This window comes from Arenimonas malthae CC-JY-1 (assembly GCF_000747075.1).
In the GTDB taxonomy this organism is placed as follows: Bacteria; Pseudomonadota; Gammaproteobacteria; order Xanthomonadales; family Xanthomonadaceae; genus Arenimonas; species Arenimonas malthae.
Genome location: NZ_AVCH01000021.1, coordinates 16417 through 42340, shown reverse-complemented (window position 1 = coordinate 42340; position 25924 = coordinate 16417). Strand labels below are relative to the sequence as shown.

15 protein-coding genes and 1 tRNA gene are annotated in these 25924 nt (G+C 69.1%); all 16 read right to left on the bottom strand.

Annotated features, from left to right (window positions below; translation table 11 throughout):
- Positions 1 to 12: 12 nt before the first annotated feature.
- The 16 genes from N790_RS02265 to nuoL all read right to left on the bottom strand — a co-directional run bounded on the left by N790_RS02265 (position 13) and on the right by nuoL (position 25920).
- Positions 13 to 876, bottom strand: coding sequence for a DUF817 domain-containing protein (locus N790_RS02265; RefSeq protein ID WP_043800198.1), 864 nt, complete (start codon positions 874 to 876; stop codon positions 13 to 15).
- Positions 873 to 1484, bottom strand: coding sequence for a CDP-alcohol phosphatidyltransferase family protein (locus N790_RS02260; protein WP_043800196.1), 612 nt, complete (start codon positions 1482 to 1484; stop codon positions 873 to 875). The genes N790_RS02265 and N790_RS02260 overlap by 4 nt, the downstream gene beginning before the upstream one ends.
- Positions 1485 to 1578: 94 nt before the next feature.
- Positions 1579 to 5043, bottom strand: coding sequence for an Ig-like domain-containing protein (locus tag N790_RS15065; RefSeq protein ID WP_156969890.1), 3465 nt, complete (start codon positions 5041 to 5043; stop codon positions 1579 to 1581).
- 104 nt (positions 5044 to 5147) lie between these two features.
- Complete coding sequence (locus tag N790_RS15060) at positions 5148 to 8981, bottom strand: Ig-like domain-containing protein (RefSeq protein ID WP_052385607.1); 3834 nt, start codon at positions 8979 to 8981, stop codon at positions 5148 to 5150.
- 31 nt (positions 8982 to 9012) lie between these two features.
- The gene (locus N790_RS02245) at positions 9013 to 11097 is read right to left on the bottom strand and encodes an Ig-like domain-containing protein (RefSeq protein WP_043800194.1); all 2085 of its coding nucleotides are present in this window, start codon (positions 11095 to 11097) and stop codon (positions 9013 to 9015) included.
- Between the two features lie 649 nt (positions 11098 to 11746).
- Positions 11747 to 13843 carry a polyribonucleotide nucleotidyltransferase gene (gene pnp / locus N790_RS02240; protein ID WP_043800192.1) on the bottom strand — a complete coding sequence of 699 codons (2097 nt, stop codon included), beginning with the start codon at positions 13841 to 13843 and terminating at the stop codon, positions 11747 to 11749.
- A 121-nt stretch (positions 13844 to 13964) separates the two neighbouring features.
- Positions 13965 to 14225, bottom strand: coding sequence for a 30S ribosomal protein S15 (gene rpsO, locus N790_RS02235; RefSeq protein ID WP_043800191.1), 261 nt, complete (start codon positions 14223 to 14225; stop codon positions 13965 to 13967).
- A 138-nt stretch (positions 14226 to 14363) separates the two neighbouring features.
- Positions 14364 to 15284 (bottom strand): tRNA pseudouridine(55) synthase TruB, encoded by a 921-nt coding sequence (gene truB, locus N790_RS02230; RefSeq protein ID WP_043800189.1) that lies wholly within the window; start codon positions 15282 to 15284, stop codon positions 14364 to 14366.
- 10 nt (positions 15285 to 15294) lie between these two features.
- Positions 15295 to 15657 carry a 30S ribosome-binding factor RbfA gene (rbfA, locus tag N790_RS02225; protein WP_043800188.1) on the bottom strand — a complete coding sequence of 121 codons (363 nt, stop codon included), beginning with the start codon at positions 15655 to 15657 and terminating at the stop codon, positions 15295 to 15297.
- Positions 15658 to 15672: 15 nt separating this feature from the next.
- Complete coding sequence (gene infB, locus N790_RS02220) at positions 15673 to 18351, bottom strand: translation initiation factor IF-2 (RefSeq protein ID WP_043800186.1); 2679 nt, start codon at positions 18349 to 18351, stop codon at positions 15673 to 15675.
- A 75-nt stretch (positions 18352 to 18426) separates the two neighbouring features.
- Positions 18427 to 19914: a transcription termination factor NusA gene (gene nusA, locus N790_RS02215; protein WP_043800184.1), complete on the bottom strand. Its 1488-nt coding sequence runs from the start codon at positions 19912 to 19914 to the stop codon at positions 18427 to 18429.
- A 42-nt stretch (positions 19915 to 19956) separates the two neighbouring features.
- Positions 19957 to 20487: a ribosome maturation factor RimP gene (rimP, locus tag N790_RS02210; RefSeq protein WP_043800183.1), complete on the bottom strand. Its 531-nt coding sequence runs from the start codon at positions 20485 to 20487 to the stop codon at positions 19957 to 19959.
- A gap of 166 nt (positions 20488 to 20653) precedes the next feature.
- Positions 20654 to 20730: transfer RNA gene (locus N790_RS02205), tRNA-Met, on the bottom strand.
- Between the two features lie 64 nt (positions 20731 to 20794).
- On the bottom strand, positions 20795 to 22243 hold the full coding sequence (gene nuoN / locus N790_RS02200) for an NADH-quinone oxidoreductase subunit NuoN (protein WP_043800182.1): 1449 nt from the start codon (positions 22241 to 22243) through the stop codon (positions 20795 to 20797).
- Positions 22244 to 22253: 10 nt separating this feature from the next.
- A complete protein-coding gene (locus N790_RS02195) occupies positions 22254 to 23789 on the bottom strand; it encodes an NADH-quinone oxidoreductase subunit M (RefSeq protein WP_043800180.1) in 1536 nt (511 codons plus the stop codon).
- Positions 23790 to 23808: 19 nt separating this feature from the next.
- Positions 23809 to 25920: an NADH-quinone oxidoreductase subunit L gene (gene nuoL / locus N790_RS02190; RefSeq protein ID WP_043800178.1), complete on the bottom strand. Its 2112-nt coding sequence runs from the start codon at positions 25918 to 25920 to the stop codon at positions 23809 to 23811.
- Positions 25921 to 25924: the final 4 nt, after the last annotated feature.

The following is a 25924-nucleotide window of genomic DNA, read 5'->3' as shown; positions in this document are numbered from 1 at the left end:
GCGCAGGGGCCTTCAGTCGGGGACATGGATGCGTTCCTTCACGTGCTTGAGGTTGGCCACGAGGGTGAAGGTCATCACCACCAGCAGCGCCCAGGAGCTCCATTTTCCCACGTGCACGGCCGCCCAGGCGCCCACCTGGTTCGGGTAGCGCCAGAGTTGCAGGAAGGTGCTCAGGTTCTCGGCCAGCCAGATGAAGAAGCCGATGAGCACGAAGGCCAGCAGCAGCGGCATGCGGCGGTCGCGGTCGAGCGGGCGGAACACCACGGTGGAGCGCGCGTACAGGCCCAGCGCGCAGGCCGCCAGGTACCAGCGGTAGTCGCCGATGAAATGATGGGTGAAGAAGTTGGCGTAGATGAGCGTGGCCACCAGCGCCGCCATCCAGTGCGGCGGGTGGTGCAGCACGCGCAGGTCGAACAGCCGCCAGGCCTGGATGATGTAGCTGCCCACCGCCGCGTACATGAAGCCGGCGAACAGCGGCACGCCCAGCACCTTGGTGTAGGCCGCGTCGGGATAGCTCCAGGAACCGATGGCCGGCGAGGTCTTGAACAGCTCCAGCGCGAAACCCACGGCATGGAACAGGCCGATGGCCTTGAACTCGTCCCAGGTTTCCAGCTTCGCGGCCAGCATGCCGAACTGGATGGCCAGCGCGACCACCAGCAGCACGTCATAGCGCGGCAGCCCCAGCAGGCCCTCGCGCGGCACCGTGAACACGGCCGCGAAAAACAGCACCACGAACAGGCAGGCGCGCGCCTCCTTGATTCCGAAGTACAGGAACTCACGCAGGAAACGCGGCAGCCGCGCCGCCGCCGGCAGCGGCCGCTGGCCCAGCAGGTGGGCGTCCACCGCCACCAGCGAGGCCAGCAGCGGACGGATCACGGTTTCGGGATCCGGATCGTCTTGCTGATCATCAGCGAGCCCGACAGGGCGAACAGCAGCACCAGCGGGTGCAGCTGCCAGCCGAGGTCAAGGCGGCCCAGCCACAGGTCTGAACCGATGCGGCCCTGCCAGGCCGCCAGCGCCAGCAGGCCCACCAGCACCACGCTGGTCGGGATGGGCGTGCCTTCGAAGTACTTCACCTTGTCGCCGCCGGCGGCCAGCGCCTCGGCGGTGACGTTGAAGCGCGCCAGGCGGCTGACGCCGCAGCCGACGAAATACGACAGCACCAGCCAGTCCCAGCCGCCCTGCATGCCGCAGGCGTAGGCCAGCGCCGCTGGCGCCACGCCGAAGGAAATCACGTCGGACAGCGAATCGAGCTCGCGCCCCAGCAGCGAGGCGCCGTGGCGCTGGCGCGCCACCCAGCCGTCGAGCGCGTCGAACACGAAGGCCAGCGGCACCAGGGCCATGCCCCACATCAGGTCGCCCACCCGGCCGTCCTGCAGGAAACGCATGGCCGCGAACACCGCCCCGGTGCCGCAGAAGGCGTTGGCCAGCGTGAACCAGTCGGCCAGGTGGAAGTCGCGGATCATCGAAAAGTGGCGTGACATGGCGCGGCTCGTGCGGCGAACGACGCCACGACATTACCCGCCGCGCCGCGCCTGCGCAAAACCGGACGTTGCGGCGCTCCTGCCCGCCAGTGGCTCAGGGCTCGCATCCCTGCGTCGTACCGGGGCCGCCAAGGGGAACGACGGCGTCCACCGAACTCCACGCCCCGGGTATCGGGTGGTTCAAGGGCGCGAGGGTGAAGACGGCGTCCAGTTCGATCGACTGCAGCGTGCCGCCACCAAGCACGCGTCGCAGCGAGCCGACGGTGGCGCGCTGCGGCCGGCCGTAGTACGTGCACGTCGGGCAGGCGCCGCCCAGCTGCTCGACGTCCAGCACGTCGTCGGCGTCCCCGAAGCCACTGCGCTCGGCTACCAGGAACCGCGGCTCGCCAAGACCGTCGTAGACGAAAGCGGCGATGAACTCATAGTTGGACAGCATCTGCACGCTGTAGCCGGTACCGGCGTGGGCCGGGTCGAACCAGTGCGAGCTGAGGTCCTGCGGGCTGCCATCGAGCATGGGGCAACCGCGGCCCAGGCTGGCCATGGCTTCCGAACCGGCGAGGCCGTCGATGCTGTAGCTGAACTGGAAGGCATCGGGCCCGCCCGGCGTCACCGTGGCCGAGCCGACCTCGACGAGATGGTTCGAATCTCCGTCCCAGGCCGCGCGATAGATCGGCGAGGTCCACACGCCCTTTGCGCCTGGCGCGGGTGCCTGCAGGTAATACCAGGTGGGCGAGCCGTCCTCGCGGTAGGTGTACCAGAGCCCCGCCCAGACGCCGCCCGCCGGGTAGAGGAACAAGCCGTGGCCAGAACGCGCCTCGTTGAAGTAGCTGCCCGGCCGCACGACCGGCGCCGCGGCCTCGAGCGTCGCCGTCAGGGCGACGCTGGCGGGACTGCCGTCGCGGTTGTAGGCAACGACGTACCAGCGCGCCGGCTGGACGAGTCCGGCCTGCACGGCGACGTCCTCGTTGCCCGTGGCGCCCTCGCCCACCGCCACCGGCTGGTAAGGCTCGGGAACCGGCGCGACGCCCGTTGCGCTGCCGCCGGCGTACAGGGCAGGCACCAGGTGCAGGTCCACGTTCGCGTCGCTTTGGCTGCTCACGCGCAGTCGGGTGGTCCCGGCCGGGACGTCGATGTAGATGGACTTGTGGGCGCCGTCGGCATCCAGGCCGACCCGCGTGGTCACGCCATCCACCAAGCGGATGGGACGCTCGACCGACAACTCGCGCCGTAGCACGACGGCGAACTCGCCCGTCGGAGTGGCGTCGTCGGCGAAGACGCGCACGTAGGCTGCGCGCCACTGGCCGGCGAGGAAGCTGGGATCGTCCCAGGCCAGGGTGAGGTCGAAGTCCTGTCCCGCGGGCAACTGGCCCGGGGCCGTGGCGAAGAAGCGGCCATCGCCTTCGCCTTGGGGCGCCTCGAATACTTCCACCCGCGCCGACTGCGGTTCGGCATTCCGGCTATGCAGCATCACCCAGTACGACACCGCCTGTCCCGCCGCCTGCGTGAGCGTGAGTTCGCAGCGGCGGGTGGACTCGACCTGGATGCATCCTTGCTCGCCCTCGCTGGGCCGGCCATCGCCGTCCAGGTCGCGCCCAAGGTACAGCGTGGAGTTGAACGGCGTTTCCCCGCCGTCCATCGCGAGCACCTTGAAGGTGCGCGCCTGTGCACTCGCGGGAATGGTGCGGACCTGCCACGCGACGCCCGCCGTATCGTCCCAGGGTGATTGCGGTGCGGGATCGACGCCGATCTGGAATTCGAGGCTCGCGGGTTCGACCAACGGCGTGGCCAGGAACCGGGCGCCGGGCATCGCGCGAAGGTCGCCAAGGCGAATCCGTTCGCGCCCCGCATGCGTCAACACAGACAGGTAGACGTCCTCGGCGGGACGCACGACCAGCCTGGCCTTTGCCTGGAGGCATCGGGCCGCGGTTTCGCACAGGCGGTAGGTGAACTCATCCTCACCCGTCCAGTCGCGCTGCGGCGTATACCAGAGCATGCCGAAGTCGAGTTCGACGACGCCCCGCGCCGGCTGGGTCACGATCGAAAGCCCGCCGTCGGGCCCGATGTCGGCGCTGTCGTTCGACGTCACCGTCAGCTGTCGCCGGGTGGCATTTTCCGCGACGACGTCGCGGTCGTCGCGAAGGAAGAAGACCGGCTGGCCAGCCGTGTCGTCATCGGAGATCGCGCCGGTGACAGTGCCGACGTAGCCGCCCGTGGACACGAGCGCGCCGGAAAGGAAGGTCACCTCGACGCGGAAGTCTTCGTAACCTTCGACAAAACGGTCGCCGTTCACCTGGACAACGAAGCTCGCCTCGCTGGCCCCGGCCGCGATCTCGTGGACCTCGGCGGTGAGCGGGACGTAATCATGGTCGTCGGTGGCCGTGACGTCGAAGGTGGATACCGTGAACTGCACGGGCGCCGGTGCCGGGCGGTCAAGGCGGACGGTGAAGGTCGCGGGGGTGGTGCCCTCGTCGCCCTCCTGCACGAAGGCGCCATCGATGTCCGCCCGCGGCAGGTCCGCGTCGGGCGAAGCGACGCGGCGGACGCGCCAGTTGTCGTGGTCGGCGATGTAGAGGTCTCCCGACTCCGACACCGCCAGGGAAGTCAGGCTGCCGATGTTCGCCGACAGCGCCGGGCCGCCGTCGCCGGAGAAACCGGCGACCCCTGTGCCCACGACCGGCTCAACCGTGCCGAGATGCGGCAGGTAGCGCTCGATCCGGGCCGAACCGGACTTGCCGAAGTAGAGGTTGCCATGGATATCGGTGGCGAGCCCGGTCGGGGACAGGTTGGCGACCGTGGTGATGATGCCGTTCGCATCGATCTTGCGCAGGCGGCCGTTGCCGCGGTCCGAGATATAGAGGTTTCCGTCGAGCGCGGCGACCAGCCCGTCCGGCGCATTGAGCTTGGCACCGACCGCGGGGATGCCGTCGCCGTTGTAACCGACCGTGCCGTCGCCGGCGATGCGATGCATTACGCCGTCCGGCCCCACCTTGCGGATGCTGCTGTGGTCTGCGATGTAAAGCGTGCCGCCGGCGTCGAAGGTGAGCACCAGCGGCCACCGGAGCGGCCGCTCCGCGGCCGGACCGGGATCGGCGGTGAACAGGTGCTGGCCCGTGCCCGCGAAGGTCGTGATGACGCCCTGCGAATCGATCCGGCGCACGCGCGCGTTCTCGCGGTCCACCAGGAACAACTCCCCGCTCGCCGGATTCAGGGCGAGCGAAGTGGCACCCGACAGCAGCGCCGCGGTCGCCGGCCCGCCATCGCCGGCGTATCCGGCCGTTCCGCCGGACTGATCGCCCTGGCCAGCGACGGTGGTGATGATGCCCTGCTCGTCCACGCGCCGGAGGGTGGTGCCTCCGGCGAAGTAAAAAGCCTGGGTGCCCGGCACCGCGACCACGGCCGTGGGTGCATCGACATTGGCTTGCGTCGCGGGACCGCCGTCGCCCGAGTAGGCGGGGTTGCCGTTGCCGGCCACCGTTTCGATGGTTCCCGCCTCGGCCGTGGCGGCCAGCAGGAGGAGCGCGGCGACGGCGGCGCGGGAAAACAAAGGGATCTGATTCATGGCTGGGGCGTCGGACCGACAGGAAGCTCAGCCTCCCACCCTAGCGACTGCCGGCGACCGCAGCCTGAGAATCTTTCAGCCCTGTCCGCGGCCTCGCCGGCTCCTCACGGCGCACACCCCTGCGTGGTCCCCGCCCCGCCCAGCAGCTGCACCTCCTCGTCGGCGCTCCAACTTCCGCCAACGCCGGCGGTGTAGGCCGCGTCCAGCGAGATGCGGCGCAGCTGGCCTTGGGTGAAGGTGCGGCCGATCACGCCGACGTCGAAGCGTTCCGGCTCGGCCAGGCGTTCGCAGGTCGGGCAGAAGCCCGACAGCTGCTCGAGCACGAGATCCGCGGTCGCGCCGCCGAAGCCCTGCCGTTCGCCGGCCAGGAAACGCGGCTCGCCGCGGGCGTCGTAGACGAACGCCGCGATGAACTCGTAGTTCGGGAACAGCTGAACGCTGTAACCCGCGCCAGCCCGCGCCGGGTTGAACCAGTGCGAACTGGCGTCCACCGGCACGCCGCCCAGCGTCGGGCAGCCGCGGCCCAGCGGCGCCATCGGTTCGCCGCCGCTGACGCCATCCACGGTGTAGCTGAAGTTGAAGGTGTCGCCACCGGTCGGGGTCACCGAGGCACGCCCGATCTCGGTCAGCACGTTGCGGCCGCCATCCCAGGCGGCTCGGAACACCGGGCTGGTCCAGATGCCGTCCAGCCCCGGTGCCGGCGCCTGCAGGTAGTACCAGGTGGACGTGCCGTCCTCGAGGTAGGTGTACCAGAGGCCGGCCCACTGGTTGCCCGCGGGGTACAGGAACAGGCCGTGGCCGGAGCGGTCGGCATTGAAATAGCTGCCGGGCCGCACGGCGGGCGTATTGGATTCGATGTCGGCGCGGATCTCGAGCGTGGCCGGCGTGGCGCCGCCGTTGCGCGGCACCAGGTACCAACGGCCCGGCGTGAGCGCGCCGCCTTCCACCCGCAGGGTTTCGTTGCCGCCGGGGCCATAGGCGGCATACAGCGGCGCCGACGGCACCGGGCCCACCTTCGACACCACGGCGTCCATCGGCGCGTCCCAGCGCGTGAGCCACAGGTCCACGTTCTGCGCGCTTTGCGTGGTGACGGTCATGCGCGACGCGCCCAGCGGCACGTCCACGACGATGGCCGGGTGGCTGCGGCCGGGCGCAAGCGCGATCCGCTTGCTTACGCCGGGCTGCAGCACGATGGCGGCATCGGCGCCCTCCTCCCGCTGCAGGCGCACCGGGAAGCTGCCCAGGTCGCGGCCACCGCCGCCCGAAACGGACACGTAGCCCACGCGCGACTGGCCGGGCAGCAGCGTCGGGTCGTTCCAGCCCAGGCGCAGTTTCAACGGCTCCACGGCGGCGACGCGGCCCGGGCCGGTGGCAAACAGGCTGCCATCGCCGGGGCGCATCGGGACTTCATACGCGTCGAGCCGGAACGGCGCGGCCGGGATGCCGCGGTTGTGCGCGATCGCCCACCAGCGCACGACCTCGCCCGGCGGCTGCTCGATGCTGAGTTCGCAGCGTTCGATGGACGCCACCGTCGCCGAGGTGCAGCGCAGTTCGTCGGGGCTGGGGCGGCCGTCGTCGTTGGTGTCCAGGCCCACGTACAGGTCGATCACGGGCCCGGTCGGGTCGCCCGCTTCCACCAGCACCTTCCACTGGCGCGGCGCGGCGTCGGCGTGCGCCGGCAGGGCGCGGGCAAGCACGTGGCGGCCGTCGCCGCCGTCCCAGGGCAGGAAGCGGGTGGGATCGGGCGCCAGCGTGCCGGTTTCGGTCACCGGCGCCACCAGCGGCGTGGCGGCGTAGGTGGCCGAGGGCAGCGCGCGCAGGCCCTCCAGCGTAGTGAACAGCGAGCCCGAGGTCGTGGCCACCGTCTTGTCCACGCGCGGCGTCGGGCGCAGCCGCACCGTCACCACGCCGTCGTCGCAGGCACCGTCGCCGGTGCACAGGCGGTAGAGGAACAGGTCTTCGCCGGCGGTGTCGGCGTTGGCGGTGAATACGATGTGGTCGTCGCCGGCGCTGGCGGGCGAACCGCGGTTGTCCACGACCGCCGTGCCCAGGGTCGGCGCCTGCAGGATCACGAGGCTGCCGCCGGCCAGCCGGGCGCGGTCGACCTCGTCGTTGTCGATCACCGGCACCACGGTGGCGGGGCTGTTCTCGGCGAGCACCAGCCCGTCGTCGCGCACCAGCATGTCCACCGACTGCACGTCGTCATCCTGGATCAGCACGTTCCAGGGCGTCAGGCTGCCGATGCGGCGGGTGGCACCGCTGATGCCGAAGTCCCAGGCCAGGGTAATGGTCTCGTCCAGCTCCTGGATCGTGTCGCCCAGGAGGGTGATTGGCAGCGTGACCTGGCTCTGCCCCACCCCGATGCGCAGGGTCGTGCGCGGCACCGCGACGTAGTCGACGCCGGGCGTCGCCGTGCCGCCGCCGGACTCGATCTGGAATTCCACCGGCGTCGTCGCCGGCCGGTCGAGCCGGAACACGACGTTGGCCACGCGGCTGCCGGCGTCGCCTTCGGCCACGGAGGTCGCGTCCATCGACAGGCCCGCGATGTCCGCGACCGGCACCACCGGATTCGAAGGCGGCGACGGCGGGCCCAGCCCCACGAGGTTGCGCGCCCTCACCGTGAAGGTATAGCTGCGGCCGTTCTGCAGGCCACCGACGGTGGCCTGGTCGTATTCGGATTCGACCGGCGGCGTGTCCGCCGGCGTCGCTTCGTAGACGTATCCCAGGATCCGGCTGCCGCCGTCGTCCGGCTCATCGATATCGACGAACGCCGCCTGGAAGGCCGAGCTGGCGCGCGGCTTGCCCGGCGCGGCCGGCACGGTGGCGCCGTCGGCGGCCGTGGCCTCGACCTGGCGGATCCTCCGGTTGCCCTGGTCCACGATCCACAGCCGGTCGTCGTCGTCGATGGCGATGCCGGCCGGCGTATCGAGCTGGGCCAGGTGCGCCAGGCCGCCGTCGCCGGAATAACCGGCCGTGCCGTTGCCGGCGTACAGGTGCAGGCGGCCCTGGCTGTCGACGCGCAGCACGCGATGGCGCGGGCCCTGGGCGATGTACAGGCGCCCCGACGAATCGACGGACAGGCCGGTGACGTCCGACACCGGCGCTTCGGTGGCGGGCCCGCCCAGGCCACCGCCGCCGACGCTGCCGTTGCCGGCGACCGTGGTAACGATGCCATTGGGGTCGATGCGGCGGATGCGGTGATTGCCGTTGTCGGCGACGTACAGCGAGCCGTCCGGGCCCGTGGCCAGCGCGCCTATATCGTTGAAGCGCGCAGCGCGCGCCGGGCCGCCGTCACCCGAGAAGCCCGGCTCGCCGGTACCGGCGTAGGTGCTGATCGTGCCGGTGGGCAGCCTGTAGATCTCGGGGCCAGTGCGGATGCGGCGCACCTTGTGCCGGGTGGCGACGTAGAGGTCGCCGCCGACGCGCACGATCTCGCGCGGCGTGTCGAGCTGGGCGTCGATCGCCGTCCCGCCGTCGCCGGTGTCGGCGGCGGTGCCGTCGCCGGCGAAGGTGTGCACGATGCCGGTCTGGTCGAGCACGCGGATGCGGTGGGCGACCGGGTCGGTGAAATAGATGATGCCGAAGGAGTCGCCGCCCGGGCGGAAGACCACGCCGCCGGGCTCGTGGATGCGCGCCTCGCGGGGCGGTCCGCCGTCGCCGGAAAAGCCCTCGATGCCGTTGCCGATGATGGCGTTCACGTACTGCGAGTAGACCGAGCGGATGCGGAATCGATCCGCGACCCAGATCGACCGGAAGGTCCTGGTGGCCACCGTAGGTCGCTCGAAGTTGGCCTGGTCGGCCGGTTCGCTCTCCTCGATCGGCCCCGGCTGGCCGCTTCCGGCGATGGTCGTGATGGTCTGCGCACCCGCGCCGGGTACGGCGAACGCAATCGCCAGCAGGGCGAGGCGGCTGATCGATCGGACGGAGGTCAGGGCCATGGCGCTTCCGGAACAGGAGTGATGGAGGAAATCAGGGCTGGCAGCCCTGCGTGGTGCCCGGGCCGCCGAGCAACTGGACGTCGTCGACGGCGGTCCAGGTACCGGGCACGCCGTCGGCGTATTCGACGTCGAGTTCGATTCGCGACAGCGCGCCATTGGCGATGCGCCGCAGCAGCGTTCCGACCTCGGTGCGCGTCGGCGCCACGTAGGCGCAGGTCGGGCAGGCACCGCTGAGCTGTTCGAGCGCCAGCACCGCTTCGGCGCCGCCGAAGCCGCTGCGTTCGCCGGCCAGGAAACGCGGCTCGCCGCGGCCGTCGTAGACGAACGCCGCCAGGTATTCGTACTGCTCCCACAGCTGCACGCTGTAGCCGGTGCCGGCGCGCTGGCGGTTGAACCAGTGCGAGCTGAGGTCCTGCGGCAGGCCCGCCGGCGTCGGGCAGCCGCGGCCCAGCGCGGCCATTGGTTCGCTGCCCGACAGGCCGTCGAGCGTGTAGCTGAAGGTGAAGGCGTCGGGGCCGGTGGGCGTGACCGTGGCCAGGCCCACCTTCGCCAGCACGTTGGAGCTGCCGTGCCAGGCGGCGCGGTAGAGGTCGCCGGCCCAGGCACCGTTCGCGCCGGGCGCGGCGCCCTGCAGGTAGTACCAGGTGGGACGGCCGTCGTCGGCGTAGGCGTACCACAGGCCCGCCCACTGGTTGCCGGCCGGGTAAAGGAACAGGCCGTGGCCCGGCCGCGCGTCGTTGAAGTAGCTGCCGGGACGCACCACGGGTGCGGCGCCTTCGACGGTGGCGGTGATGGTCATGGCGCCGGGCATGGCGCCTTCGTTACGGGCCACGATGTACCAGCGTCCCGGCGCCGGCACGGCCTGCAGCACGTCACCGCGCTTCACGCGCGCCGTGGCCACGCCGGCTGCCGGTGCTTCCGGCACCGCCGTGTCGCCGGGGTCGGCATCGGCGCCACCGTGCACCAGCTGGATGCGGAAGGAGGCATCCGGTGCGCTGGTGGTCACGCGCAGGTTGATGCTGCCTTCGGGCACGTCGATGAAGATGCGGCGGTGGCTGCTGCCGGGTGCCAGGCGCAGCGTGACCGGCTGGCCGGAGGCGAGCAGGAGCGGCTCCTCGGCGCTGCCGGTGCGGTGAATGAGAATGGGGAAACCGTCGCGCTGACTGGGCACCTGCGGCCCGGCAATGACATAGCCCGCGCGCAAATCGCCCGGCAGTAATCCAGAATCGTTCCAGCCGAGCTTGAGGTCGAAGGTGGCCCCGGGCTCCAGGTTGCCGGGCCCCGTGGCGACCAGCGTGCCGTCGGCCGGCAGCAGCGGCACGTCGAAGATCGCCAGTTCGGCACTGGCCGTGCCGGCATTGCGGTTGTGCAGCATCACCCAGTAGTGGTCGACGCCGTATCCGGGGCTCTGCAAGCGGGCATCGCAGCGGGGCGTGGCCGACTGCGAGTCCATGCAGATCACTTCGTCGGGTCCCGGCTGGCCATCGCCGTCGTAGTCCATGCCAAGGTAGAGATCCAGCTTCCCGCCGCCGGCACTCTCCAAAACGTAGGCGATCAGGCGGTGTTCGACCGTGCCGGCGCCCTCTCCGGTCACCATCGGCAAACGGAGCACGGCACGGCCGACCGGAGAATCCCAGGGGCTGGCCGGGGTGTCGTCTGCCACCGGGGCGAACACCGTCCGGACCGGCGCGACCAGCGGCGTGGAATGGAATCGCAGTCCCGACACCGGCGGCAGGTCGGTGATCGGCTGCCGATGGTTGCCGGACCGCGACGCCACGTCGAGGTCCAGCCGGGCCACCGGCCGGATCACCACGGTGACCTCCGCCTCGCTGCAGCGCCCGAGTTTGTCGCAGACGCGGTACTGGAAACGATCCTCGCCCTGGAAGCCATCCCGCGGCACGAATCGGATGCGGTCGCCGACCACCGTGGCCTGGCCCTGCGGCCAGGCGCCCACCACGCTGAGCGACCCGCCCACCATCAGTCCGGCGTCGAGGTCGTCGTTGGCCAGCACATCGATGTCGAGCGAAGCGACGGTGTTGTCGATCACGCGCCGCTCGCCGCGGGCAACCGGCGCCGGCGGCGTGCCGGCCGGGTGGTCGTCGTCGAGGATGGTCACCAGAACGTCAGGCGTTTCGCCTTGGACCCACGATGCGCCATAAGCCGAGACGCGCACGGTTTCATCAGGTTCTGGCAGTTGGTCGCCGAGAACCTCGAAGGTGAAATCGACGCGGGTCTGTCCCGCGGGGATTCGCATCTCCACGCTTTCACGGGGCACGAAGTCCTGGCCGGCAGTGGCGGTGCCGGCGTATGTCGCGACCCAGAAACGCACCTCGTTCCCGGACGCGAACGACAGCGTGACCGGCACGGTTACTGTACGTGAACCACTGTCCCCCTCCTGCACCGAGACTTCTGACAGCCGCAGCTGCGGCCATCCGGCATCGGCCGGCCGGGCGCGTTCCGACCCGGCCGGGGACTGGCTCTTGCGCGGGGCCTTGGCCACCCCGCCGTCGTAAGGCTGGAACTGCTGCGCCCAGCCCGGCGCCGAAAATGCCATTGCTGCAAGGCCAAGCATCCCGGCGATGACACTGGCTCTGCATTCAACCACGCCACGCACCATCATCCACCCACACCTAGATCGCCGAGAACCGGCCACTCCTGAACCCTAGCGACGCCAGGCGACGCTGTCACCCCTGAATTTCAGGACACGCACAAAGAAAAAGCGGGCCGAAGCCCGCTTTTCCGTGTCACGCGAAGGAAGCGAAGGCTCAGCCCTCGCCCTCCTCGATGGCCTTGATGGACAGGCGGATGCGGCCCTGCTTGTCCACTTCCAGCACCTTGACCTTCACCAGGTCGCCTTCCTTGAGCTTGTCGGACACCTTCTCGACGCGCTCGTTGGAGATCTGCGACACGTGCACCAGGCCGTCCTTGCCCGGGGCGATGGTGACGAACGCACCGAAGTCCATGATCTTGGCGACCTTGCCTTCGTAGATGCGGCCCGGCTCGACGTCCGAGGTGATCTGCTCGATGCGCGCCTTCGCGGCCTGGGCGGCGGCGGCGTTGACCGAGGCGATCACGATGGTGCCGTCGTCCTGGATGTCGATCTGGGTGCCGGTTTCCTTGGTGATGCCCTGGATGGTGGCACCACCCTTGCCGATCACTTCGCGGATCTTGTCCGGGTGGATCTTGATGGTCAGCAGGCGCGGCGCGTACTCGGACAGCTCCGAGCGCGGCGCGGTGATGGCCTTGGCCATCTCGCCGAGGATGTGCAGGCGGCCCTGCTTGGCCTGGGCCAGCGCGACCTTCATGATCTCCTCGGTGATGCCGTCGATCTTGATGTCCATCTGCAGCGCGGAGATGCCGTTCTCGGTACCCGCCACCTTGAAGTCCATGTCGCCCAGGTGGTCTTCGTCACCCAGGATGTCCGACAGCACGACGTAGTCGCCGCCTTCCTTGACCAGGCCCATGGCGATGCCCGCCACCGGGGCCTTCACCGGCACGCCGGCGTCCATCAGGGCCAGCGAGGAACCGCAGACCGAGGCCATCGAGGACGAACCATTCGACTCGGTGATCTCGGAGACCACGCGGATGGTGTACGGGAACGACTCCATGGTCGGCATGATCGCCTGCACGCCGCGGCGCGCCAGGCGGCCGTGGCCGATTTCGCGACGCTTCGGGCCCATCATGCGGCCGGCTTCGCCGACCGAGTACGGCGGGAAGTTGTAGTGGAACAGGAAGTGGTCCTTGGACTCGCCTTCCACGGCGTCGATGATCTGGCCGTCGCGGGCGGTGCCCAGGGTGGCGACCACGATGGCCTGGGTCTCGCCGCGGGTGAACAGCGCCGAGCCGTGCACGCGCGGGAGCACGCCGGTCTTGACGGTGATCGGGCGGACGGTGTCGAGGGCGCGGCCGTCGATGCGGACCTTGGTCTTGAGGACCGAGTCACGCATGGTGCTGTACTCGAGCTCGCCGAACTCCTTGCCCAGGTCGGCCAGGTTCCAGCCATTGGCCTCGGCCTGCGGCTTGAGCGACTCGAGCACGTCCTTCTTGAGCGCCGAGATGGCGTCGCGGCGGGCCAGCTTGTCCTTGATCTGGAAAGCAGCGGCCAGCTTGTCGCCGATGGCGGCCTTGAGCGCGTCGATCGGGGCCTGGGCCTTTTCCGGCGCCTTCCAGTCCCAATGCTTCACGCCGACTTCGGCGACCAGCTCGTTGATGGCGTTGATGACGGCCTGCATCTGCTTGTGGCCGAACATCACGGCGCCGAGCATGACGTCTTCGCTCAGCTCCTTGGCTTCAGACTCGACCATCAGCACGGCGTTGGCGGTACCGGCGACGACCAGCTCCAGGTCCGAGGTCTTGAGCTCGGTGGTGGACGGGTTGAGCAGGTACTGGCCGTTGGCGTAACCGACCTTGGCGGCGCCGATCGGGCCCGAGAACGGGATGCCCGACAGGGCCAGCGCGGCGGAGGCGCCGATCAGGGCCGGGATGTCACCCGGCACTTCCGGGTTGAGCGACATGACGGTGGCGATCACCTGCACTTCGTTGCGGAAGTGCTCGGGGAACAGCGGGCGGATCGGACGGTCGATCAGGCGGGAGACCAGGGTCTCGCGCTCGGTCTGGCGGCCTTCGCGCTTGAAGAAGCCACCCGGGATGCGGCCGCCGGCGTAGAACTTCTCGATGTAGTCGACGGTGAGCGGGAAGAAGTCCATGCCTTCCTTCGCGTTCTTGTTGCCGACCGCCGTCACCAGCACGACGGTATCGTTCATCTTCACGATGACCGAGCCACTGGCCTGGCGGGCGACTTCGCCCGTTTCCAGGGTGACCTGGTGCTGACCGTACTGGAACGTCTTGGTTACTTTCGCCACGTTTATCGCTTCCTTTGTCTCTGGATTCATTCCCGGGGGGCACCCTGCCCCGCGGTTGGCGCATTCTGGGAATCCCAAAATGCACACGGCGCATTTCTGCGCCGTGTGGGTCTAGCGTTGCTCAGCGGCGCAGGCCCAAGCGCTCGATGAGCGTCTGGTAGCGCGCGGCGTCTTTCTTCTTCAGGTAGCCCAGCAGGCTGCGGCGCTGGTTGACCATCTTGAGCAGGCCGCGGCGGGAGTGGTGGTCCTGCTTGTGGGCCTTGAAGTGGTCGGTCAGCTGGTCGATGCGGGCGGAGAGCAGCGCGACCTGGACTTCCGGGGAGCCGGTGTCGTTCGGCGTGCGCTTGAACTCTTCGATGATCTTGGCGGAATCGATGGACATGGTTTCTTCTCTATGGTGATGCGCAGCCCGCAGGAACGCCGCCAGAGGCGACGACGCACCGCATTGGCCCGCCGGTTGGGGAATACAACGGAAAATTGCCGCGAAAGTTTAACGGAGCGGGCCTTGCGGAACAAGGCTTTATGCGTGGGCCGCCCAGCGGAACAGGCGTTTCGGCCACACCTGGCCGTCCTCCCCGCGCCTTCCCAGGCCCAGGCTCCGGCCGTTCAGGTCCGTGAGGTTGAGCTCGGTCTCGGGCGGGCCTGCGACGGGCACGGGCTGGCCCTGGGCGATCCGGCGCGCCTGCGCCGGGTCCAGCGCCACGGCCGGGAAGTGCGCCAGGCCGGCCTCGACGGGCAGCAGCAGGGCATCCAGCGCGGGCTCGCCGCCCTGCCCGGCCAGGGCCTGGAGCGCGTCCAGGGTAACCATGCGCGGGGCCGTGAAGGGCTCGACCCAGGTGCGCCGCAGCACCGAAATATGGCCGCCGCAGCCCAGGGCCTCGCCCAGGTCGCGGGCCAGGCTGCGGATGTAGGTGCCGGAGCCGCAGGTGACGGCCAGCCGCAGGCGGTCGCCGTCCAGGGAGCGCAGTTCGATGGCTTCGATGTCCACCTCGCGCTCGGGCACCTCGATGGCTTCGCCGCGCCGGGCCTTGGCGTACAGCGGTTCGCCTCCCTGCTTGAGCGCGGAATAGATCGGCGGTCGCTGGCGGATGCGGCCCAGGAACGGCGCCAGCGCCGCCTCCACCCGGGCCCGGTCGAGCGCCGGAACGGGGCGTTCACGCAGCACCTGGCCGTCGGCGTCGTCGGTGTCGGTGACCACGCCCAGCACCACCTCGGCCTCGTAGGCCTTGCGGCCGCCCAGCAGCAGGCCGGCGATCTTGGTGGCTTCGCCGAAACACAGGGGCAGCAGGCCGGTGGCCAGGGGGTCGAGCGCGCCGGTGTGGCCGCCCTTCTCGGCGCGGTAGAGGTGGCGCACGCGCTGCAGGGCCTGGTTGGAGCTCAGGCCGGCGGGCTTGTCGAGCAGCAGGATGCCGTCGAGCGGTCGGAAGACGGTGCGGCCCACGGGCGGGGCCTCAGTCTTCGGCGGGAGCGGGCGGGTTCTCGCGCAGCAGTTTCTCGATGCGCTCGCCCTTGTCCACCGAATCGTCGTAGTGGAAATGCAGCTCGGGCACGTGGCGCATGCGCACGGCCTGGCCGAGGCGGTAGCGCAGCTCGGGCGCCAGCTCCTTGAGCGCCTTCACGGCCACCGGGCCCTGCTCGGCCAGCAGCGCGGTGACGAAGACCTTGGCGTGGGCCAGGTCGCGCGTCACCTCGACGTCGGACACGGAGACCGACGGCAGGCCGTGCTCGCGCACGGCCTCGTGGACGATCTGGCCGAGGTCCCGGCGCAGCTGCGCCGAGACCCGGTCGGTGCGGTAGAAGCTCTTGGTCGCCATGGCGTCGCGCCCGCCTTACAGCGTGCGCTGGACCTCGATGCGTTCGAAGCACTCGATCTGGTCGCCCGGCTTGACGTCGTTGTACGCCTTCACCGCGATGCCGCATTCGGTGCCCGAACGGACTTCCTCGACGTTGTCCTTGAAGCGGCGCAGCGACTCGAGCTCGCCCTCGAAGATGACCACGCTGTCGCGCAGCACGCGGATCGGCTTGCTCTTCTTGACCGTGCCCTCGATGACGAGGGAACCGGCCACGGCGCCGAACTTGGAGCTGCGGAACACGTCGCGGACCTCGGCGATGCCGATGATTTCCTCGCGGATCTCCTTGCCCAGCAGGCCGGAAGCCACCTGCTTAACCTGGTCGATGACGTCGTAGATGATCGAGAAGTAGCGCAGGTCGAGGCCGTTGCTCTCGATCACCTTGCGGGCGCTGGCGTCGGCGCGGACGTTGAAGCCGATGATGACGGCCTTCGAGGTCGCGGCGAGCGTGGCGTCGGATTCGGTGATGCCGCCCACGCCCGAGGAGATCACGTTGACCTTGATCATGTCGTTCGAGAGCGCCACCAGCGACTGGCGCAGCGCCTCGACCGAGCCCTGCACGTCGGCCTTGACCAGCAGGTTCAGGGTGACCTGGCCGCTGTCCTGGCCCATCTGGGCCATGATGTCTTCCATGCGGGTGCCGGCGGCGGCGACCAGGCGCGACTCGCGCTTCTTGGCGTCGCGCTGCTGGGCAACGTCCTTGGCCAGGCGCTCGTCGGCCACGACCACGAAGTCGTCGCCGGCGTCGGGCACGCCCGACAGGCCGAGCACCTGCACCGGGATCGACGGCTCCGCCGCGTCCACCTGCTTGCCGTTTTCGTCGAACAGCGCGCGCACGCGGCCGTAGTAGGTGCCACACACCAGGTAGTCGCCCTTCTTCAGGGTGCCCTGCTGCACCAGCACCGTCGCGACCGGGCCGCGGCCCTTGTCGAGCGACGCCTCGATGACCACGCCGGTGGCGCGGGCGTCGTACACGGCCTGCAGTTCCATCACCTCGGCCTGCACCGAGATGGCGTCGAGCAGCGCGTCCACGCCCATGCCGGTCTTGGCCGACACCGGCACGAACTGCACGTCGCCGCCCCACTCTTCCGGCACGACCTCGAGCTTGACCAGGCCCTGCTTGACGTTGTCCGGGTTGGCTTCCGGCTTGTCCATCTTGTTCACGGCCACCAGCAGCGGCACCTTGGCGGCGCGCGCGTGCTGCACCGCTTCGATGGTCTGCGGCATCACGCCGTCGTCGGCCGCGACCACCAGCACCACGATGTCGGTGAGCTTGGCGCCGCGGGCGCGCATGGCGGTGAACGCCGAGTGGCCCGGGGTGTCGAGGAAGCTGATGACGCCCTTGTCGGTTTCGACGTGGTAGGCGCCGATGTGCTGGGTGATGCCACCCGACTCGCCCGAGGCGACCTTGGTGCGGCGGATGTAGTCGAGCAGCGAGGTCTTGCCGTGGTCGACGTGGCCCATGATGGTGACCACCGGCGGGCGCGGGCGCTTCTCGCCCTGCGTTTCCTCGACGTGCGCGACCAGCGCGGTCTCGGCGTCGTCCTCGGCGGTCTTGCTGGCCTTGTGGCCCAGTTCCTCGACCACCAGCACCGCGGTGTCGTGGTCGATCACCTGGTTGATGGTGGCCATCACGCCCATCTTGAACAGCGCGCGCACCACTTCGCCGCCCTTCATGGCCAGCTTCTGGGCCAGGTCGGCCACCGAGATGCTGTCGCCGATGAAGACCTCGCGCACGATCGGCGCGGTCGGGCGGGAGAAGCCGTGCTGGCCGCTGGCGGTGCGCGACGGCTCGGCCATGCGCATCTTGGGCTTCTTGCGGTTGCCGGCGGCGCCGCGGCGGGCGCGCTCGGAATCGGTCAGGTGCAGCTGGCCGGCGGCGAAACGGCTGGCCTGGCCCTCGTCACCCTCGTTGTCCACCATGGCGTGGGAACCGCGCACGGCCTTGTGCTTGCCGGCGGGCTTGTTGGCGCCCGGGGCCGGGGCCTTGCTCGGGCCGGCGGGCATCGGCCGGGCCGGCGCGGCCGGCTTGGCGTGGACCTTGGCCTCGGTGCGCGCCTTGCGCGGCTCGTGGATGACGATGGCGCCCGGCGGCAGGGCCGGCTCGGACGGGGCCTTGGCCACCGGCGCCGCGACGGGTTCGTCGGCGACCGCCGCCGCGGCGGCTTCGGCGGCGGCACGGGCCGCTTCCTCGTTGCGGATGCGGGCTTCCTCGGCCTCGCGCTCCATGGCGCGCTTGCGGTCGGATTCGCTCAGCGCGGCCAGCTCGGCGTCGTTGCGGGCCTTGGACTCCTCGAGCTTGCGCAGGGCCTCGGCGCGCTCGTCGGACACCGGGGCTTCCACCTCGTCGCGCTTGACGTAGGTTCGCTTCTGGCGCACCTCGACGGTGACCGTGGCCTTGGTCTTGCCGGCGCTGACGGTCAGCTCTTCCTGCTTGCGTCGCTGCAGCGTGATCTTCTTCGGCGCGGCCGCTTCGGCCGGCTTGTCGTCCTTGCCGTGCGTGCGGCGGAGGAAACCGAGCAGCTTCATCTTCTCGGTGCTGCTGACCACCTGATCCGGCCCGCTGAAGGTCATGCCGGCGCCGGAAAGCTGCTCGAGCAGCTTCTCGACGGGCATACCCAGCACTTTGGCCAGCGAACCTACGGTGACTTCAGACATGTGGTGGTGATTCCTTGGTGTCCTGCGCGCCTGGCGCGCAATGGTGTAACTCGGGGCTTGCGGGTGTCGGCCGTGTTACTCGAACCAGTGCGCGCGGGCAGCCATGATCAGCTTCGCGGCGCGCTCCTCGTCCATGCCTTCGATGTCGGTGATCTCGTCGGTGGCGAGCTCGGCCAGGTCGTCGCGGGTGGCGACGCCGCGCGCGGCCAGGGCGTAGGCGGTGGCCTCGTCCATGCCGTCGAGCGACAGCAGGTCGTCGGCCGGCTTGTGCTCCTCGATCTCCTCCTCGACCTGCAGGGCCTCGGTGAGCAGCGCGTCGCGGGCGCGGGCGCGCAGCTCCTCGACGATGTCCTCGTCGAAGCCCTCGACGGCCAGCAGCTCGGCGGCCGGCACGTAGGCGATTTCCTCGACCGTGCTGAAACCCTCGGCGACCAGGATGCCGGCGATCTCCTCGTCCACTTCCAGCTTGTCCATGAACAGCTGGCGGGCGGTGGCCTGCTCGGACTCGGACTTGGCGGTGACCTGGTCCTGGGTCATGACGTTGAGCTGCCAGCCGGTCAGGCGGCTGGCGAGGCGCACGTTCTGGCCGCCCTTGCCGATGGCCTGGGCCAGCTTGTCCTCGGCGACCGCGAGGTCCATCGAGCGCTTCTCTTCGTCGACGATGATCGACTGCACTTCGGCCGGGGCCATGGCGTTGATGACGAACTGGGCCGGGTTGTCCGACCACAGCACGATGTCGATGCGCTCGCCGTTGAGCTCGTTGCTCACGGCCTGCACGCGCGAACCGCGCATGCCGATGCAGGCGCCGATGGGATCGGTGCGGTGGTCGTGCGCGAGCACGGCGATCTTGGCGCGGTCGCCCGGGTCGCGGGCGGCGGCCTTGATCTCGACCAGGCCCTGGCCGACTTCCGGCACCTCGAGCTTGAACAGCTCGATCATGAATTCCGGCGCGGTGCGGCTGATGAACAGCTGCGGGCCGCGGGTCTCGGCGCGCACGTCCAGCAGGTAGCCGCGGACGCGGTCGCCCGGGCGCAGCACGTCGCGCGGGATGGCCTTGTCCTTCGGGATCAGGGCTTCGGCGTTGCCGCCGAGGTCGACGTAGACGTTGCCGCGCTCGACGCGCTTGACGATGCCGTTCACCAGCTCGCCGATGCGGTCGCGCCAGGCGTCGATCACCTGCGCGCGCTCGGCTTCGCGAACGCGCTGCACGATGACCTGCTTGGCGGCCTGGGCGGCGATGCGGCCGAACTCGGCGTTCTCGACCTGCTCCTCGACGAAGTCACCGACCTGGGCGTCCGGCTTGTCGTCCACCACGTCCATCATGCGGATCTGGCGGTCCGGCGATTCCATCACCACGTCGTCGGCCACCACTTCCCAGCGGCGGAAGGTCTCGTAGCTGCCGTCCTTGGGGTTGATCGAGACGCGCATGGCGACGTCCTGCTCGTGGTAGCGCTTCTTGGCGGCGGACGCCAGCGCGGCCTCCATCGCCTCGATGATCACGCCGCGCGGCACGCCCTTTTCGTTGGCGACCGCTTCCATCACCAGCAACAGTTCCTTGCTCATCTCTTCCAGCTCCGTGAAAGGCGTCGGGCGCCTCAGGTGTAATCAGGATTCTTTGTCGGCCTTGCGCTTGCCGCGCGGGCCGGTGGGCTTGGGTTGGGCCGCGAGGCCCAGGGCGACCAGGTCGGGGACCAGGCGCGCCTTCTCGATGTTGTCGTGCTTCACGCGCATGTCGCCGGCCTCGTGCGACAGCAGCACCACGTCGCCTTCGACGCCGGTGATGCGGGCGATGAAGCGGCGGCGACCGTCCTGCGCCAGGCGCAGCGTGAGCTTGGCCTGCTCGCCCACGAAGCGCGCGAACTGCGCCGGCGTGAACAGCGGGCGGTCGATGCCCGGCGACGACACTTCCAGCGTGTAGGCCGAGGTGATCGGGTCCTCCACGTCGAGCACGGCCGAAACTTCGCGGCTGACGGCCTCGCAGTCCTCGATCGCGACGTGGCGCCCGGGCGCATCGATGTAGATGCGCAGCAAGGCGCTGTTGCCGGTGGGCGCGAATTCCACGCCCAGCAGCTCGAGCCCGAGCGCGGCCACGGTGGGCGCGAGCAGTTCGCTGATTTCAGTCGCCTTGCCGGTCATCGGGTCGGTCCTGCTGCCTCTGCGTTTCTTGAATTTCGAAAACAAAAAAGGGCCGTAAGGCCCTTTTCCGGTACATCCAGGTTCCGGCTTCCCGGGACCGGCCAAGCGGCCGGCCCGAGGGAAAAAGCCTGAGCGGTGATTCCTTTCGGAAGACATCGCCAGAAACTGGTAGCGGGGGCAGGATTTGAACCTGCGACCTTCGGGTTATGAGCCCGACGAGCTGCCAGACTGCTCCACCCCGCAGCAGTAGACGCGCATTATAGGGGCGTCGCGGTTTCCAGCGCAAGCCCGGCGTTCAACCAGCGCCTCAGACCGGGAAGGCCAGCCCGCACCAGTGCAGGATGGTGTCGGCGAACAGGCCCAGCACCAGCAGCGCGACCGCATTGACCGCGAACAGCAGGCGCAGGTGGCGGTCCGGGTGGACCCGCGGGCCCTCGCCTTCCGGCTCCTCGAAGAACATGGCCTTCATCACCTTCAGGTAGTAGAAGGCGCCGATCACCGCGCACACCACGCCGACGATGGCCAGCCACAGCAGGCCCGCGTCCAGCGCCGCCAGCAGCACCTCGAGCTTTGCCCAGAAACCCAGGAACGGCGGCACGCCGGCCAGCGAGGCCATGACGAACAGCACCAGCATGGCCTGCAGCGGGTTGCGCGCCCACAGGCCGCGGAAGTCGGAGATCTCCTCCGCCTCGTGGCCCTTGCGCGAGAGCAGGATGATGGCGCCGAAGGCCGCGGCCGACATCACCGCATAGGAAATGGCGTAGAACATCGCCGCGCCGTAACCCAGCTGGCCGCCGTGGGCCAGGCCCATGAACAGGAAGCCCACGTGCGAGATCGTCGAGTAGGCCAGCATGCGCTTGAGGTTGGTCTGCACCAGCGCGACCAGGTTGCCGATCACCAGCGACAGCGCCGACAGCCAGGCCACCATGTCCTGCCACTGCGCGTCGAGCGGGCCCACGCCGGATTCGAGCAGGCGGTAGGCCATGCCGAAGGCCGCCAGCTTGGGCGCCGAGCCGATGAACAGCGTGATCGCGGTCGGGGCGCCGTGGTAGACGTCCGGCAGCCACATATGGAACGGCGCCGCGCCGAACTTGAACGCGATGCCCACCAGCATGAACACCACGCCGAACAGCAGCAGGGTGCGGTCGCCGGTGGCCGCGGCCGCGGCGTGGATTTCGCCCAGCTGCAGGCTGCCGGTGGCGCCGTAGACCATGGACATGCCGTACAGCAGCAGGCCCGAGGCCATCGAGCCGAGCACGAAGTACTTCATCGCCGCCTCGGACGATCGCGAGCTGTCGCGGTCCATGGCCACCAGGCCATAGGAGCTCAGCGCCAGCAGCTCGAGACCCAGGTACAGCGTCAGCAGGCTGCCGGCCGAGATCATCAGCATCATGCCCAGCACCGAGAACAGGCCGAGCGCGTAGAACTCGCCCTTGAACAGGCCGCGGTCCTGCAGGTAGGGCTTGGCGTACACGAAGGACGCGCCGGCGACCAGGTACACGGCGACCTTGAGCACGTCGCTGGCGGTGTCGCGCACGAACATATTGGCGAAGCCGAAGGCCGGCTCCATCGCCATGTCGCGCATGGTCAGCACCGCCGCCGCGGCCAGGATGAACAGGGCCAGGAAGTGGGTCAGGCCGCGGCGCGCGTCCGACAGGAACAGGTCGATCATCAGCAGCGCGAAGGCCGCGCCGCAGACGAAGATCTCGGGCCCGAGCGGCAGCAGGTCGGCGGTGGTGGGCATCGGCAGGGCCATCGGGGCTTCCTTACAGCTTGGTGGCGGCGAGCTGGGTCAGCAGCTGCGCGATCGGTGCTTCCATGAGGTCGGTCAACGGCTTGGGGTATACGCCCAGGGCCAGGGTGCCGATCGCGAACACGCCCAGCACCAGCGCCTCGCGGCCGTTGATGTCGGTGAGCTCGGCGACGTGGTGGTTGGCGACGTCGCCAAACACGACGCGCTTGACCATCCACAGGGTGTAGGCCGCGCCCAGGATCAGGGTGAAGCCGGCGCCGAAGGCGACCCAGGCGTTGTACTGGAAGGCGGCCAGGATGACCATGAACTCGCCCACGAAGCCCGACGTACCCGGCAGGCCGGCATTGGCCATGGCGAAGAACACGAAGAAGGCGGCGAACCAAGGCATGGTGTTCACCACGCCGCCGTAGTCGCGGATCATGCGGCTGTGCATGCGGTCGTAGACGACGCCCACGCACGAGAACATGGCGCCCGAGACGAAGCCGTGGGAGATCATCTGCACCATCGCGCCCTGCAGGCCCAGCTGCGCGGCGTCGGTGTTGCCCAGCTCGCGCACCAGCGCGAACACGATGAAGCTGCCCAGGGTCACGAAGCCCATGTGCGCGATCGACGAGTAGGCGATCAGCTTCTTCATGTCTTCCTGCACCAGCGCCACCAGGCCGATGTAGACCACGGCCGCCAGCGACAGCGCGACCACCAGCCAGGCCCACTCCTGCCCCGCGTCCGGCACGATGGGCAGGGTGAAGCGCAGGAAGCCGTAGCCGCCGATCTTGAGCATGATGGCCGCCAGCACCACCGAGCCGCCGGTGGGCGCCTCGACGTGCGCGTCCGGCAACCAGGTGTGGACCGGGAACATCGGCACCTTCACCGCGAAGGCGGCCAGGAAGGCGAAGAACAGCCACATCTGCTCGGTGGCGCTGAGCTTGAGCTGGTAGAGGTCGGCCAGCTGGAAGCTGGCGCCGCCCTCGAGGCGCTCGCCCGAGACGATGTACAGGTACACCAGGCCCACCAGCATCAGCACCGAGCCGAGGAAGGTGTAGAGGAAGAACTTCAGGGAGGCATAGACGCGCTTCGGGCCGCCCCAGACGCCGATGATGATGAACATCGGGATCAGCATGGCCTCGAAGAACACGTAGAACAGGATGGCGTCGAGCGCGCAGAAGACGCCCACCATCATGCCCTCGAGCACCAGGAAGGCCGCGAAGTACTGGTGCGCCCGGCGATCGACCGATGTCCAGGAGCCCACCAGCACCAGCACGGTGGTCAGCGTCGTCAGCGCGATGAGCGCGATCGACAGGCCGTCCACGCCCAGGTGGTAGCGGATTTCGAAGCTGGGGATCCAGGCGCGGTCCTCGACGAAGCGCATCGCCGGGGAGGCGTAGTCGTGGCCGGCGAACAGCAGCACGCTCAGCGCCAGGGTAGCCACCGCCACCAGCAGGGCGAACACCTTCGCCTGGTTCGAACGCGCGTCGCCGAAGGCCAGCGTGGCCAGGCCGCCGAGGATCGGCAGCCAGACCAGGACGCTCAACAGGGGCCAGGAGGATTGCATCAGGGCTTCCTTGTCAGTCTCAGGCGCCGACGACCTTGACCAGCACCGCCAGGAGGACGATGAGGCCGAGGATCATGGCGAAGGCGTAGTTGTAGAGGCGACCGGTCTGAATCTGGCGCACGATGCCGGCGACGCGGTCCACCAGGGTGGCGGAGCCGTTCACCAGCAGGCCGTCGATCAGGCCGGCATCGGCCTTCTTCCAGGAGAACTTGCCGAGCTTGATGCCGCCGCCCGCGAAGCCCTTGATCCACAGGTCGTCGAAGCCGTACTTGTTCTCGAGCAGGCGCACGACCGGCGCGAACACCCGGGCGAAGGTGCCGGCCAGGGCCGGGTTCACCAGGTAGATGTACGACGCCAGGGCGAAGCCGGCGAAGGCCAGCCAGAACACGATCGAGCCGTAGAAGTGCAGGCCGAAGCCCACCGCGGCATCGAACCAGCCGTGGTCGCCGTGCCACAGCACTTCGCCGGCCTGCTTCACGGTGTCGTGCTGGGGCAACACTTCGATGGCGCCGCGGAAGAAATCGCCGAACAGCATCGGGCCGACCGTGAAGAAGCCGATCAGGATGGACGGGATGGCCAGCAGCACCAGCGGCACCGTCACCACCCAGGGCGACTCGTGCGGCTCGACCGGGCCGTGGTGGCCATGGTCGTCGCCGTGGGCGTCATGGTGCGCGTCGCCGTGGTGGCCGTCGTGGGCCGCCTCGCGGAAGCGCTCCTTGCCGTGGAAGGTGAGGTACAGCAGGCGGAAGCTGTAGAAACTGGTCACGAACACGCCCAGCAGCACCGCGTAATAGCCGTACTGCTGCACCCAGCCGCCGTCCTTGGCCGCCATCTGGGCCGCGACGATGATGGTGTCCTTCGAGAAATAGCCCGACAGGAACGGCGTGCCCACCAGCGCCAGCGTGCCGATCAGGCTGGTCCAGTAGGTGATGGGCATGTACTTGCGCAGGCCGCCCATCTTGCGCATGTCCTGCTCGTGGTGCATGCCGATGATCACCGAGCCGGCCGCCAGGAACAGCAGCGCCTTGAAGAAGGCGTGGGTCATCAGGTGGAACACGGCCGCCGAGTAGGCCGACACGCCCAGCGCGACCGTCATGTAGCCCAGCTGCGACAAGGTGGAGTACGCCACGACGCGCTTGATGTCGTTCTGGATGATGCCGATCAGGCCGGTGAAGAACGCGGTTGTCGCGCCAACGAACAGCACGAAGTTGAGCGCGGCCTCGCTCTGCTCGAACAGAGGCGACATGCGGGCCACCATGAAGATGCCCGCGGTCACCATGGTGGCGGCGTGGATGAGCGCCGAGATCGGCGTCGGGCCTTCCATGGAATCCGGCAGCCACACGTGCAGCGGCACCTGCGCCGACTTGCCCATGGCGCCGATGAACAGGCAGATGCAGATGAAGCTGATCACCTCGACCTGCACCGGGCCCGACAGCACGTCGTAGCTCCAGCCGCCGAAGCCGATCTTGCCCGACCACAGGGTGAAGGTGGCATTGAGGTCGGCGTTGGCCGCGTGGGTGAAGGCGGTGGCGTAGTCAAGCGTGCCGATCCAGGCCAGCACGCCGGCGATGCCGAGCAGGAAGCCGAAGTCGCCGACGCGGTTGACCAGGAAGGCCTTGAGGTTGGCGAAGATGGCGGTCGGGCGCTTGTACCAGAAGCCGATCAGCAGGTAGGACACCAGGCCCACCGCTTCCCAGCCGAAGAACAGCTGCAGGAAGTTGTTGCTCATCACCAGCATCAGCATGCTGAAGGTGAACAGCGAGATGTAGCTGAAGAAGCGCTGGTAGCCCGGGTCCTCTTCCATGTAGCCGATGGTGTAGACGTGCACCAGCAGCGACACGAAGGTGACCACGACCATCATCATGGCCGTGAGCTTGTCGACCATGAAGCCAACGTGTGCCGAATAGCCGCCCACCTGGAAGAAGGTGTAGACGTTCTCGTTGAACGGCGCGGCGCCCTGGGACAGGAACTGCCAGAGCACGTGCAGCGACAGCGCGCAGCTCACCGCCACGCCCAGGATGGTCACCCAGTGCGCGCCGGCGCGGCCCACCTGCTTGCCGAACAGGCCCGCGATGATGGAACCCAGCAGCGGCGCCAGGGCGATGACCAACAGGATGTTCATCTGGATCATCGCG

Coding starts and splice junctions, on each gene's coding strand:
- N790_RS02260 (WP_043800196.1), bottom strand. CDS start 1,484: ATGTCACGCCACTTTTCGATGATCCGCGACTTCCACCTGGCCGACTGG.
- N790_RS15065 (WP_156969890.1), bottom strand. CDS start 5,043: ATGAATCAGATCCCTTTGTTTTCCCGCGCCGCCGTCGCCGCGCTCCTC.
- N790_RS15060 (WP_052385607.1), bottom strand. CDS start 8,981: ATGGCCCTGACCTCCGTCCGATCGATCAGCCGCCTCGCCCTGCTGGCG.
- rpsO (WP_043800191.1), bottom strand. CDS start 14,225: ATGTCCATCGATTCCGCCAAGATCATCGAAGAGTTCAAGCGCACGCCG.
- rbfA (WP_043800188.1), bottom strand. CDS start 15,657: ATGGCGACCAAGAGCTTCTACCGCACCGACCGGGTCTCGGCGCAGCTG.
- infB (WP_043800186.1), bottom strand. CDS start 18,351: ATGTCTGAAGTCACCGTAGGTTCGCTGGCCAAAGTGCTGGGTATGCCC.
- nusA (WP_043800184.1), bottom strand. CDS start 19,914: ATGAGCAAGGAACTGTTGCTGGTGATGGAAGCGGTCGCCAACGAAAAG.
- rimP (WP_043800183.1), bottom strand. CDS start 20,487: ATGACCGGCAAGGCGACTGAAATCAGCGAACTGCTCGCGCCCACCGTG.
- nuoN (WP_043800182.1), bottom strand. CDS start 22,243: ATGGCCCTGCCGATGCCCACCACCGCCGACCTGCTGCCGCTCGGGCCC.
- N790_RS02195 (WP_043800180.1), bottom strand. CDS start 23,789: ATGCAATCCTCCTGGCCCCTGTTGAGCGTCCTGGTCTGGCTGCCGATC.
- nuoL (WP_043800178.1), bottom strand. CDS start 25,920: ATGATCCAGATGAACATCCTGTTGGTCATCGCCCTGGCGCCGCTGCTG.